Annotated in this window: 12 protein-coding genes; 5 read left to right on the forward strand and 7 right to left on the reverse strand. The window is 67.5% G+C overall.

Annotated elements, in window-relative coordinates:
- Positions 1–53 precede the first annotated feature (53 nt).
- The 3 genes from mmsB to TL10_RS03275 form a co-directional block, all read right to left on the reverse strand.
- The gene (gene mmsB / locus TL10_RS03265; RefSeq protein ID WP_043401834.1) at positions 54–926 is read right to left on the reverse strand and encodes a 3-hydroxyisobutyrate dehydrogenase; all 873 of its coding nucleotides are present in this window, start codon (positions 924–926) and stop codon (positions 54–56) included.
- 76 nt (positions 927–1,002) lie between these two features.
- Positions 1,003–2,163 (reverse strand): acyl-CoA dehydrogenase family protein, encoded by a 1,161-nt coding sequence (locus TL10_RS03270; RefSeq protein ID WP_043984516.1) that lies wholly within the window; start codon positions 2,161–2,163, stop codon positions 1,003–1,005.
- 15 nt (positions 2,164–2,178) lie between these two features.
- Positions 2,179–3,699, reverse strand: a complete 1,521-nt coding sequence (locus TL10_RS03275; RefSeq protein ID WP_043401837.1) for a CoA-acylating methylmalonate-semialdehyde dehydrogenase — start codon at positions 3,697–3,699, stop codon at positions 2,179–2,181.
- Between the two features lie 269 nt (positions 3,700–3,968).
- Between TL10_RS03275 and TL10_RS03280 the strand changes: the two genes are divergently transcribed.
- Positions 3,969–4,295 (forward strand): hypothetical protein, encoded by a 327-nt coding sequence (locus TL10_RS03280; RefSeq protein WP_131630669.1) that lies wholly within the window; start codon positions 3,969–3,971, stop codon positions 4,293–4,295.
- Between the two features lie 19 nt (positions 4,296–4,314).
- Positions 4,315–5,646: an RNA polymerase sigma factor gene (locus TL10_RS31600; protein ID WP_052506289.1), complete on the forward strand. Its 1,332-nt coding sequence runs from the start codon at positions 4,315–4,317 to the stop codon at positions 5,644–5,646.
- Positions 5,647–5,827: 181 nt separating this feature from the next.
- On the opposite strand, the gene TL10_RS03290 is transcribed toward TL10_RS31600, so the two are convergent.
- Positions 5,828–6,541 (reverse strand): hypothetical protein, encoded by a 714-nt coding sequence (locus TL10_RS03290; protein WP_043984467.1) that lies wholly within the window; start codon positions 6,539–6,541, stop codon positions 5,828–5,830.
- 154 nt (positions 6,542–6,695) lie between these two features.
- On the opposite strand from TL10_RS03290, the gene TL10_RS30865 reads away from it, so the two are divergent.
- From TL10_RS30865 to TL10_RS03305, 3 genes are all read left to right on the forward strand, one after another.
- Positions 6,696–6,971 carry a hypothetical protein gene (locus tag TL10_RS30865; protein WP_043984468.1) on the forward strand — a complete coding sequence of 92 codons (276 nt, stop codon included), beginning with the start codon at positions 6,696–6,698 and terminating at the stop codon, positions 6,969–6,971.
- Between the two features lie 191 nt (positions 6,972–7,162).
- Positions 7,163–8,611, forward strand: coding sequence for an RNA polymerase sigma factor (locus tag TL10_RS31605; protein WP_043984469.1), 1,449 nt, complete (start codon positions 7,163–7,165; stop codon positions 8,609–8,611).
- A gap of 120 nt (positions 8,612–8,731) precedes the next feature.
- Entirely contained in the window at positions 8,732–9,301 is a 570-nt protein-coding gene (locus TL10_RS03305) for a hypothetical protein (RefSeq protein WP_043984470.1), read from the forward strand.
- 11 nt (positions 9,302–9,312) lie between these two features.
- On the opposite strand, the gene TL10_RS03310 is transcribed toward TL10_RS03305, so the two are convergent.
- Genes TL10_RS03310 through TL10_RS03320 form a run of 3 tightly spaced genes read right to left on the reverse strand, consistent with a single transcriptional unit; the run spans position 9,313 to position 12,537 of the window.
- Complete coding sequence (locus tag TL10_RS03310; protein WP_043984471.1) at positions 9,313–10,161, reverse strand: LLM class F420-dependent oxidoreductase; 849 nt, start codon at positions 10,159–10,161, stop codon at positions 9,313–9,315.
- A 15-nt stretch (positions 10,162–10,176) separates the two neighbouring features.
- On the reverse strand, positions 10,177–11,007 hold the full coding sequence (locus tag TL10_RS03315; RefSeq protein WP_043401858.1) for an LLM class F420-dependent oxidoreductase: 831 nt from the start codon (positions 11,005–11,007) through the stop codon (positions 10,177–10,179).
- 57 nt (positions 11,008–11,064) lie between these two features.
- On the reverse strand, positions 11,065–12,537 hold the full coding sequence (locus tag TL10_RS03320; RefSeq protein WP_043984472.1) for an ATP-binding protein: 1,473 nt from the start codon (positions 12,535–12,537) through the stop codon (positions 11,065–11,067).
- Between the last annotated feature and the right edge of the window lie 3 nt (positions 12,538–12,540).

Consider the following 12,540-nt stretch of genomic DNA (forward strand, 5'->3'; position numbering starts at 1 on the left):
GTCACAGTTAACTAACGAACACCACTGTGACGTGCGGTGATGGTGGGGCGGCGTCATTGACGGAGCAGATTGATTACCGCACTGAAGTCAAGATCGGCATGCTCGGCGGCAAACTTTGCGTAGATGTCCGCGGCATGGCTGCCGAGGGGTGCCGACGACCCCGTCGAGCGCACCGCAGCCATCGCCAGACCCAGGTCCTTGTTCATCAGCGCGGTGGCGAAGCCGGGCTGGAAATCGTTGTTCGCGGGGGAAGTGGGCACCGGCCCGGGCACCGGACAGTTCACCTGTACGGCCCAGCAGTTGCCGGTCGCCCCGGTGATCACGTCGAACAGCGACTGCTTGTCCAGGCCGAGGTGCTCGGCGAGCACGAAGGCCTCACCGATGGCGATCTGCTGGACGGCGAGCACCATGTTGTTGCACACCTTGGCGGCCTGGCCCGCGCCGGACGCGCCACAGTGGATGATCTTGCCGGCCATGGGCTCGAGGACCGTGCGTCCGCGCTCGACGGCCTCGGGCTCGCCGCCGACCATGAACGCCAGCGTGCCGGCCGTCGCGCCCTTCACGCCGCCGGACACCGGGGCGTCCAGTTGGGCGAAGCCGTGCTCGAGGGCCAGCCGGTGCACCTCGCGGGCATCGTCGACCGAGATGGTGGAGGAGTCGATGAACAGCGTGCCGGGGGCGGCCGCCGGCATGACGTCGGCGTAGCAGCTCTTCACCAGGTCGCCGTTGGGCAGCATGGTGATGACGACGTCGGCGCCGGCCACCGCCTCCCGGCCGCTGGCGAAGGTGGTCGCGCCGTGGTCCCGCGCCGCCTGTGCCGCGGCCGGGACCGGGTCGAAGCCGTGCACGGTGTGCCCGGCCGCGATCAGGTTCGCCGCCATCGGGCCGCCCATGTGGCCCAGGCCCAGGAATGCAATCGTCGCCATCAGTTCGTCCTCCCTAGTTCTCCGCGATTTATGCACGATTTCCCGCGCTCATCGCGGATTTTCGTGCACAAATCGCTCAATTGCGTGCGGCGGTCGAGGCAGCCCGCCCGATGACCACGCGCATGATCTCGTTCGTCCCCTCCAGGATGCGGTGCACCCGGAGATCGCGGACGATCTTCTCCAACCCGTACTCGCGCAGGTAGCCGTAGCCGCCGTGTAACTGCAACGCCTGGTCGGCCACCGTGTAGCAGGCCTCGGTGACGTGCAGTTTGGCCATGGCGCACAGTTCGACCTTGCGCGGATTGTTGGTGTCGAGCGCAGTTGCCGCCCGCCACAACATGTTTCGCGAGGTTTCCAAGGTCGTCGCCATATCGGCGAGGGTGAACCGGATGGTGGGCTCGTCGATCAGCGCCGCACCGAACGCCTCGCGCGAGGCCAGGTAGCCCAGGGCCTTGTCGTAGGCCGCCTGCGCGCCGCCCAGCGAGCAGGCGGCGATGTTGATGCGACCGCCGTTGAGGCCGTTCATCGCGATGGAGAAGCCGGTGCCCTCGCCGTCCGAACCGCCGAGCATGGCTTCGGCGGGCACCCGCACACCTTCCAGGATCACCTGGGCGGTGGGCTGGGCATGCCAGCCCATCTTCTCCTCGTTGGCGCCGAAACTCAGTCCGGGCGTGTCTTTTTCGACGATGAACGCGGAGATCCCGCGCGGTCCGTCTGCACCCGTCCGGGCCATCACCACGTAGACGTCGGAGACGCCCGCGCCGGAGATGAACTGCTTGACCCCGTCCAGCACGTAGTAGTCGCCGTCGCGAACGGCCTTGGTGCGCAAGGCCGCCGCGTCGCTGCCGGCGCCCGGCTCGGTCAGGCAGTAGCTGGCGATGGCCTCCATCGAGGCCAGCTTCGGCAGCCAGGTCTTGCGCTGTTCCGGCGTGCCGTAGCTGTCCACCATCCAGGCGCACATGTTGTGGATCGACAGGAACGCCGCGATGGTCGGGTCCGCGGTGGCGAGCTGCTCGAAGATCCGCACCCCGTCCAACCGTCGCAGCCCGCTGCCGCCCACGTCGTCACTGCAGTAGATGGCCGCCATGCCGAGCTCGGCCGCTTCCCGCAGCACATCGGTGGGGAAGTGATCGTCGGCATCCCACGCCAAAGCGTTTGGTGCCAGCCGCTTTTCGGCGAACGCGGCCGCCGTCTCGGCGATCACGCGTTCGTCGTCGTCCAGTCCGAAAAGATCGATGCTCAACGCCGGGCCTTACTTGAAGGTCGGGATCGAGAACTCGGCCCCGTCCTTGATGCCCGACGGCCAGCGCTCGGTGACGGTCTTGACCTTGGTGTAGAACTGGATCGACGCCGTCCCGTACTGGTTGAGGTCACCGAAGCCGGAGCGCTTCCAGCCGCCAAAGCTGTGGTAGGACACCGGAACCGGGATCGGCACGTTGACGCCGACCATGCCGACCTGCACGCGCGAGACGAAGTCGCGGGCGGTGTCGCCGTCGCGGGTGAACACCGCGACGCCGTTGCCGTACTCGTGCTCCGACGGCAGGCGCAGCGCCTCCTCGTAGTCGTGGGCGCGCACGATGACCAGGACCGGGCCGAAGATTTCGTCGGTGTAGATCGACATGTCGGGGGTGACGTGGTCGAACAGGGTGGGGCCCATGAAGAAGCCGCCGGACAGGTCGGCATCGTCGAACGTCAGGTCGTCGCTGGCGCGTTCGCGGCCGTCGACCACCAACTCCGCGCCGGCGTCCACGCCCTGGCCGATGTAGTTGCGCACCCGCTCCAGCGCCGCGCCGGTGACCAGTGGGCCGTAGTCGGCCTTCGGGTCCAGGCTGTGGCCGACGCGCAGCTGGTTGACACGCTCAACGAGCTTGTTGCGCAACCGGTTTGCGGTCTCCTCGCCAACGGGCACCGCGACGCTGATGGCCATGCACCGCTCGCCGGCGCTGCCGTAACCCGCGCCGATCAACGCGTCGACGGCCTGGTCCAGGTCGGCGTCGGGCATCACGATCATGTGGTTCTTGGCGCCACCGAAGCACTGTGCGCGCTTACCGTTGGCGGCGGCAGTCGAGTAGATGTACTGCGCGATGTCGGTGCTGCCGACGAAGCCGACGGCCTTGACGTCCGGGTGCTGCAGGATGGCGTCGACGGCCTCCTTGTCGCCGTTGACGACCTGCAGGACGCCGGCGGGCAGGCCCGCCTCGATGAACAGCTCGGCCAGGCGCAGCGGCACCGAGGGGTCGCGCTCGGACGGCTTGATGATGATGGCGTTGCCGCAGGCCAGAGCCGGGCCGGCCTTCCAGAGCGGGATCATGGCCGGGAAGTTGAACGGGGTGATGCCGGCGACGACGCCGAGGGGCTGGCGCATCGAGTACACGTCGATGCCGGAACCGGCGCCCTCGGTGAACTCGCCCTTCATCAGGTGCGGGATGCCGACGGCGAACTCGATCACCTCGACGCCGCGCTGGATGTCGCCGAGCGAGTCCTCGAAGGTCTTGCCGTGTTCCAGGGACAGCAGGCGGGCCAGCTCTTCCCTGTTCTGGTTGACCAGGTCGATGAACTTCATCAGCACCCGCGAGCGGCGCTGCGGGTTCCAGGAAGCCCATTCCCGTTGCGCGACAACGGCACCCGCCACTGCGGTGTCGACGTCGGCTACCGATGCCAGCAGCACCTGGGCCTGGGTCTGGCCGGTGCTGGGGTTGAGCACGTCGGCGGTGCGGGTGGATTCGCCGGTGGTGCGCTGGCCGTTGATGAAGTGCGGAATCTGGGTGGTCATGACATCCGTCCAAAGAGAGTTCGGGTTCCTCGACTCGCGCGCCGAGATACTTGCATATCCTAGTAATTTGGGGTGGGTGTTGGCAAGGGGGTAGCGACATGGCCTCGATCGCGGTAGCCCGCTGTGGTTGCTCAGGGGGAGATTCGAAATACCCGACTTCTTTGCGGTTGCCTGACCAATTGCCGAAAAACTTGTCAGGATTGATGCGGCGAGATGCTCCTACATGCAGGCGAGGCCAACCGGGCCGAGCGTAGGAAAGGCGGACCACAATGGCTGCGAAGTTGAATCGATTGGTTGCTGGAATTGCCGCGGCAGTAGCAATTCCGGCAGCTCTGGCGGGTGCCGGTACCGCGCACGCGAACCCGTTGGGCGTGAATCCGGTGCCGCACTACGGCGGCATCTGGATCGGTTGGAGCGGCGGCAGCGGGGGTACCTGGTGCACCTACACCTCGGACTGGTTCACCACCAGGGCCTACCAGAATTCAGCCGGCGAGGCAGGCTTCTTCGTTCCGGGCGTTCCGCTCAACAGGTTCTGGGACATCAACGTCAACTGCGACAACGGTGACACCGGTATTTACCCGGGCTACTACTACTGAGCATGGGAGAACCGCGCCAATGAGCGCGCTTGTCGACTGGGACGAAGCGCCCGACGAGGACCTTGCCCGCGCGGCCGCCTCGGGCGACCGCGCGGCGTTCGCCGCGATCTACGACCGCTACGCGGACCGGCTCAACGACTTCGTCGTGCGCATGGTGCGCGACAGTGACGCCGCCGCCGACTGTGTGCACGAGGCGTTCTGTACTGCAGCGACCGGGCTGTCGAAGCTCCGTCAGCCCGAGAAGCTGCGGCCGTGGTTGTATGCGGTGTCGCGGTCGCAGGCATTGCGGCACATTCAGCGCCGCAAGTTCGAGCAACCGGCCGACGACGAGTACCTGGATGGTGCCTCGGGCGAGGCCGGTCCAGATGCTCTCGCTGAGCAGGACGACCTGGCCCAATTGATCCGGGAGGCCTGTGGCGGCCTGTCGGAGCGGGACCGTGAGGTCATCGAATTGAGTTATCGGCACGGCCTCGACGGACCGGAACTCGGCAAGGCGCTCGGCGTCAGTCCGGCGACCGCCAACACCCTGACGCATCGGGCACGGGAAATGGTCGGCCGCTCGCTCGGTGCGCTGCTGGTGGCGCGGCAGACGCGGCAGGATCCGGGGCGATGCCCGGATCTTGCTGCAGTGCTTGATGGTTGGGACGGAACGATGACGGTCTTGATGCGCAAGCGCATCGCCCGGCACATCGAATCGTGTCCCGAGTGTGAATCCGAACGGTGCCGCCGGGTGAGCCCAGCGGCGCTACTTGGTGCGGCGCCCTTCATTCCGGCCCCGAAGGAACTTCGGGATGCCACGCTTGCGGACATTCAGTTGGTCTGCCTGACAACGGATTTGGCCGACGGCGCTGATGCGGCCCCGGCGGGCGCTGACACTGTGCCGGCGGAGGAGCGGCGCCGCCGTCCGGTGCTGCCGATCAGCCTGGCCGTTGGTGCGCTGGTGCTGCTGTTGGGCGCTCTGATCTGGACGTTCGCCGGGCCTGGTCGCGAGGACCGCGAACCGGCCGATAGCGGCATCACGGTTCCCCTGGAAACGCCTGCCACGACGCCGCTTTCAGCTCCGCCGGGCACGCCGCGGAGCGCGTCGTCGCCGTCCAGCGCGCCTGGGCCGCTGGTGCCCGGGGTGTCGACCAAGTCCGCCGCACCGCCGCCGGTGGCCACGAGTCTGCAACCGCAGCCACAACAGAATTGGCCGGCTGCTGAACCGCCACAGTCGCCGCCACCGCCATCGCCGGAGCGCACGGTCAGCAGACCCGGCCCGGTGACGCGTCCGCCGATGTCGGTTGCGCCGCCCTCGTTCGAAGCGCCGCCGCCGCCCACCGGTGACCCGGGTAATTCAGGCCGGAGATGACGCGGGCTGTGCCCCGCCTCGGCCACGACCGGGTTGGCGACTTCAGCGCACGGAACCGTTGACCCTGACGTGACGGCGCACGCCACTCGGACAACTGCGCCCAGGATGCAGGATCAACGGGAAATCCAACACCGCCACGGTGGCTGCGGCCACCGTGGCGGTGTTGGGGGTCTGAAGGATGTCAGCCGGCGTCCAGGGACAGGTTCGGATTGACCGGCCGGGTTTTCTCGGGGCTCGGAATCGCGAGCGGTCCCTTCAGTACCGGCCCATCCGGTTTGGGTGCCGGCGGCTTCGGCGGCGCCGCCGGCGGAACCGGCAGATTGATGATGATCGGCGGGAAACTCGGCAACGGTTGTGCGGGCGGGGCAGGTACCTCCTCTGGTGCGGGAGCAGGTGGTGCCATCTCGGGAGCGGCCGCGGGCGCCGCGGTGACGGGCGACGCTGCCGGCCGCTGCGGCGCGGCCGCGGGGACGTAGTCGGGAACGTTCGGATTGACCGGTGCCACCGTGATCTGTGCGGTGGAGGGTGCCGGAAGTCCTGAGGGGGGCTCCACTCGAACGACCGGAGCGGCCGCGGGCATGACAGTCGAGCCGCCGGCCGCGGTCACCGAGGTGCTGGTGTCGACCGAGTTGATTGCGGCGAGTGCCACGGCGGCCGATGCCACGATCACACTGGCCGCGCCACCCAGGGCGAGTGCCACGCGGCGTCGGGCCCAGCGGCCGTCGTCGATGGTGTCGGCAGCGATGGCGTCGTCCCCAACCACATCGGGCAGGTCGGGGTCGTCGCTGTACGCGAGCCTGGAGAAGGTCACCGAACGCGGGCCGGCGTCGACGACGTCGGCGGCGATGGTGTTGTCGGTGTCGGGGTTCCACGGGGTATTCGAATAGTTGCTCATGCAGGTATGAGCACCACCGGCAGCCGAGTCTGACAAGTTTTCCGCGGCGATTTGGATCTGCGCCGAAAAAAGTGTCCCCGGGCTCCGGGGGTCGCGCTCCTACCTATGACAGAGCCCGCACAGGGCCTCTGCACCACCAAACAAGGAGCGCGAAATGAGCATCAAAAACACCCCGGCCAAGCGGCAGTCTCTCGCGAAACGAGCTGCAGCGGCAGCACTTCTGTCCGGCACCATGGCCCTCGGCGCGTTGGGCATGACTGCGGGCACCGCACAGGCGCAGCCGTCCGTCCCGGCGCCGCAGCACTGGGGCTACGACTACTGCTCGTGGGCCTGGTGGGACTGGGACCACTGCCACGACTTCTACTACTGGCACAACTGGGACTGGAAGCACCACGACCACGATCACGACCACGATCACGACCACCACTGACCGGCCGTGGCGGCACACCGCCTTCGTGAATTCGACGCGCAGCCGGACCCGGTATTGAACCGGGTCCGCGCTGCTCTCGTTCACAACTTATGAACCCGACGCCGATGCACATCGATTCGGCAAATCAGTTCGCCTTCGCCGGATTAGCATCAGTGCATACCGGCGTTCGATCGCCAATGGGAGTCCGTCTCATGACCGCAGTGCCAGATTGGGACATCGTCAGCGACGCCGACTTGGTCGGCGCCGCGCTCTCCGGGGATCGCATGGCGTTTGCGGGCATCTACGACCGCTACGCAGATCGACTGCACGACTTCTGCGTCGGCATGGTCCGCGACCGTGATGCCGCCGCGGACTGCGTTCAGGACGTGTTCTGCACCGCGGCAACGGCTTTGGGCAAGCTGCGGGAACCCGACAAACTGCGCCCCTGGCTGTATGCGATCGCGCGGAACGAGGCGCTGCGCCGGATTCGGCAACGGCGTCGCGAAGAACCGTCCGAAGACCTGCCCGACGAGGCGTCCGACGATGCCGGACCGGACACGATGGCGGCCCGAAACGAACTGGCCAACCTGGTCGCCGAGGCGGCCGGTGGGCTGTCCGACCGGGACCGTGCGGTGCTGGAGCTGGGTTACCGCCACGGACTGGACGGGCCCGAGCTCGCCGAGGCGCTGGGCGTCAGCACCGCCAGCGCAAAAAAGATCATGCAGCGGCTGCGCGACACCATGGAACGCTCGCTGGGCGCACTGCTGGTTGCGCGCCGCGGCCAACAAGGAAACAACTGCGCCGAGTTGGGCGCAATCCTCGCGGGGTGGGACGGGACCTTCACCATCCTGATGCGCAAGCGGATCGCCCGTCACATCGAAAGCTGCCCGACGTGCGATCAGGACCGTCGCCGGATGGTCAACCCGGTCGCGCTGCTCGGTGGCACGCCACTGTTCATCCCCGCGCCGACGTGGCTGCGTGATCGCACGCTGAATCACATTCAGCTGACCGCCGCCAACACGGACCTGAGTAGCGCACCCACCCAGGCGCAGGGTTCGTTGCCGGATGCAGCGACAGAACAATTCGCCGCGGCCGACGGGACCGACGGGGAACCCGCAGCCACCCAACCGCCGAGTCGCGTGATGCTGACGATGTCGCTGTTGATCGGCATTCCGCTGATCGTGCTGGCGCTGAGCCTCGCCTGGCGGTACGAAACCAACGCTCCTGTCACGCCCAACGTGCTCACCAACTCCGTCACTCCGTCGTCCAGCACGACGCCCGAAAACCCGGTGACCACGACCGTCCCGCCTCCGCCTCCGGTCGCGCCGACCGCCGTAGTGACCGGCCCGGCCGAGCCGACGGCAGCCCTTCCGTCACGAGCGGTGCCGCCGCCGCAGACGCCGGCACCGGTGCCGCTGCCGCCGACCGCACCGCCGGTGCTGACTCCGCCACCGCCGCGACCGACACATCATCCGCGGCCGCCCGTCACCGAAGAGCCGTCGCCCAGCCAGACGCCGCCGGTCGTCACCGAACAACCATCGCCGTCACCCACCCCGCGGCCCCTGCCGCCCAGGCCACCACGGCCACGACCGCCGGTCGGCGGCACCGTCGAGCCGGCACCGGTGACCACGACGACGCCGCCACCTCCAGTGATCTATTGACCCGGCTGATCCCGAACCGCCGAAAAAACTCTCCAAAAGTTGTCCCGATGTGGGTGCCTCGCGGCTCCTACCAGTAAGCGCAGCCCGATCGGGCCGGCAAGAACGACACAGGAGCACGCCATGTCCACCGCCATGACCGCCACATTCCCGAACCTGGAGTTCTCATCGGACGCAGCCAGCGGCACCCTGCATGGGGCGCCGACGATGCCGGTCGGTGCGCTCGCCTGGTCACTGGCCGAACCGGAAGAACCTGTGGTTCAGCGCCCGCTCCCGGCCTCCCCGGCCTCCCCGGTCGCATCGACGAGAACGCCGCGGACCAGGCGGGTGGCGCTCGTCGCGATGTTGTTCGGCGGGGTCACCGTCGTTGCCGCGCTCGGCGCGATTGCGCTCGGCGCCGATGACTCAACGTCGACGCCGTTGGCCGTCGTCGACCACACCCGATCGGCCCCGTACGTGGCGCCGGCTCCGGCCCCGATGCCGACCGTCAATCACGTGGCTGCCCCGGCACCGGTGCCGGTGGTCAATGTCGTCACCGCTCCGGTCGTCGCCCCGCCGAATGCGGTCGCTCCCGCGCAGCCGATCGCCGCGCCGCCCGTCGCCGAGACCCCGACGCAGCAGCGGCAGCACTGGACCTGGCTGCGCCGCATCCTGCAGCAGCACCACGAGGACCATCAAGACCAAAAGCACTGAGCGCCTGGGTTTTACCCCCGCAAGCCCAGCGGACCCGCCAGCGCCGTCAGCGTCGGCAGCAGCTTGTCCCAACCGCCCAGCACCTGAATGGTCACGTGGTCCGCGCCGGCGTCGAGATGCTCGGTGAGGCGGGCGGCGATGGCTTCGGGCGTGCCGTGCGCGACCACCGCGTCGATCAACGCATCGCTACCCGGCTTGGCGATGTCGTCCTCGGAAAAGCCGAGCCGGCGCCAATTGTTCAGGTAATTACTGAGATTCAGGTAGAAGTCGACGGTCTGCCGGCCGATGGCCCGGGCCTCTTCGGCGGCCGCGGCAGAACCGTCGGTCAGCACCACCTTGTGCTCGGGCGCGAGGAATGCGTCCGGTCCGATGATCGTGCGCGCCTCGGCGGTGTGCTCGGGGGTGGTCAGGTACGGGTGTGCGCCGGCACTGCGATCGGCCGCCAGCCGCAACACCTTCGGGCCGAGGGCCGCCACCACCCGGCGCGTCACCGGAACGCCCGCGGCATCCAGTTCGTCGAGGTATTCGACGAGGACGTCGTACGGCTTCCGGTACTCCTTGGTGTGTTCGGGATGGCCGATGCCGACACCCAAAACGAACCGCCCCGGATACGCGGCTTCGATGCGGTGATACGACTCGGCGACCTGCGCCGCGGGCGCGGTCCACACGTTGACGATGCCGGTGGCCACCTGCAGCTTCTCCGTCGCGGCCAACAGCGGCTCGACGAACGCCAGGTCGCCGGCGGGGGAGCCGCCAGGCCACACCGCGCCATACCCCAGTTTCTCGATCTCGGCGGCCTGCTCGGGTTGCGGGGCTCCGAACGTCCACACCCCGAAGCGGCCCAGGTTCAGCTGGCTCATGCGTGATCCCTCCAGTTACTGCAGGCCCAGCGGGCCGGCGAGTTCGGTCAGTGCGGGCACCAAGTTCTCCGGCGACGTCAGCACCTGGACCGGCACGTGGTCGGCGCCGGCGTCGAGGTGCTGCTTCAGTCGGGCGGCGATCGCGTCGACCGTGCCGTAGGCGACCACGGCGTCGACGAGCCGGTCACTGCCGGGCTTGGCGACGTCAGAGTCAGTGAACCCCAACCGCTTCCAGCTGTTGAGGTAATTGTTCAGATTGAGGTAAATCTCCAGGGCCTTGCGCCCGACCGCGCGCGCCTTGTCCGCATCCGTCGTCAGGATCGCCTTGTGCTCGGGCGCCAGGAACGCATCCGGCCCGATGAGTTCACGCGCCTGCTCGGTGTGCTCCGGAGTGGTCAGGTACGGGTGCGCACCCGCGCTGCGGCGCGCCGAAAGCTTGAGTACCTGCGGGCCGAGCGCGGCCACCACCCGGTGTTCTTTCGGCACCCCGTACTCGTCGAGCTTGTCGAGGTATTCGGTGAGCGCGTCGATGGGCTTGCGGTACTCGGTGTGGGCCTCGGGATGGCCGACGCCGATGCCGAGCAGGAACCGGCCGGGATAGGCGGTGTTGATGCGGTGGAACGACTCGGCCACCGGTCCGGCCGCCGCCGTCCAGATGTTGACGATGCCCGTCGCGACCTTCAGCCGCTCGGTCGCGCCGAGCAGTGGCTCGACCCAGTCCAATGCCGCGGGCGGTGAACCACCGACCCAGATGGCGCCGTAGCCCAGCGCTTCGATTTCTGCTGCCTGTTGCGGCGTAGCGCCGCGTCCGAATACGCCGTAGCGCCCGAGGTCTGGTTTGGTCACCTCTGCGGCAACCTCCAGGCGAGGGCGGCTATTCCGTTCGGCGCTCGGTGAGCCGAACTATCCCAATGCCGCAGCCGGAAACTCTTCTGGCGCCGGTGCGTGCAAGGGCAACGTGACGATGAACGTGGTGTCACCCGGTTTGGACTCGACGTAGATGTTCCCGTGGTGCTTTTCGCAGATGATGCGCCACGCCAGGTCCAGCCCGAGCCCCGTGCCTTCGCCGAACGGTTTGGTCGTGAAGAACGGGGTGAAGATGCGCTCGATGACGTCGGCCGGAATGCCCGGCCCGTTGTCGTTGATCTCGATCCGGACGGTGTCGCCGACACGCCTGGTGCGGATCGTCAGCACACCGCAGCCCTTCATGGCCTGCAGTGCGTTGTCGATGATGTTGGTCCAGACCTGATTGAGATCAGCTGGGTAGCACTGCAATTCGGGCAGGGCCGGGTCGTATTCCTTGACCACCTTGACGCAGGTGGTGCCGTCCTTGCCGATGCGGTCGCCGAACATCATGAGCGTGCTGCGCAGCAGCTCGTGCACGTTGGCGTTCTGGTACGGGGCCCGATCCATCTGGGAGTATTGCTTGGCGCCGGCGAGCAACGTCGAAATCCGTTTGCTCGCTTCGGAAATCTCGCACATCAGCAGCTCGGTGTCGATGGTGTACTTCAGCCAGCCCAGTGCGCCCTGCAGCGTCGCCGACGAATCGGCGCACCCGATGGATGACGAAATGCCTTCCAGCCAAGCGACATCCAGGCCGGCGTCGACAAAGGTGGGTGCGTAGTCCCACGCGGATGCGATGTCGTGATCCTCCAGCCATTCGCCGATCGCGTCTTCGCGGTCGGAAGCCTCGATGGCGGACAGCTCCTGGTTTCTGGCCTTGAGCACCTGATCGGCGATGCCTTCTTGGATGCCGACCAGGACCCGCAGCGACTGCGGGCTCACCTGACCGTCGGCCAGCATGGCCAGCTTGTGCCGCATCTTGCCGATCCGGTCGTGCAGGTCGGCGACGGCGCGGGCGGTCGCGGCCGCCGGATTGTTCAGTTGATGTGTGAGCCCGGCCGAGAGCTGGCCCAGGGCGAGGAGCTTTTCGCGCTGGCCGACGATCTGCCGGCCGCGCCGGCCGCCGACCTTGTGCCCCTCCAGCAAGTGCACCGCCATCGGGAATTCCTTGCGCATGAAGTCGGCATAGGCGTTGGCGTCCAGGACGAAGAACCGCGACGGCTTGGTCACCCGCACCGACGCCTCATATACCGGTTGTTCGTCCGGAATGTAGGCGGACCACGCACCGCAGTAGACGCCACGCATGGACGTGCGGTTGGTCTCGATGTCGATGCCACCGGACTTCATCGACATCACCAGCTCGCCGTCGAGCATCACGTAGAAACACGTGGCCGGTTCACCCTCGGTGCACACCGGGCCCGGCTCGAACGTCGCGATGTGACCGTTGGCGCACAGCGTGTCCAACTGCTCGTCGGTCAACGCCTCGAACAGGAACAGCGTCTTCAGTTCACTACGCGCGCACGTTTCGCCCATACC

Source organism: Mycolicibacterium llatzerense (genome assembly GCF_000878195.1).
Lineage (GTDB): Bacteria > Actinomycetota > Actinomycetes > Mycobacteriales > Mycobacteriaceae > Mycobacterium > Mycobacterium llatzerense.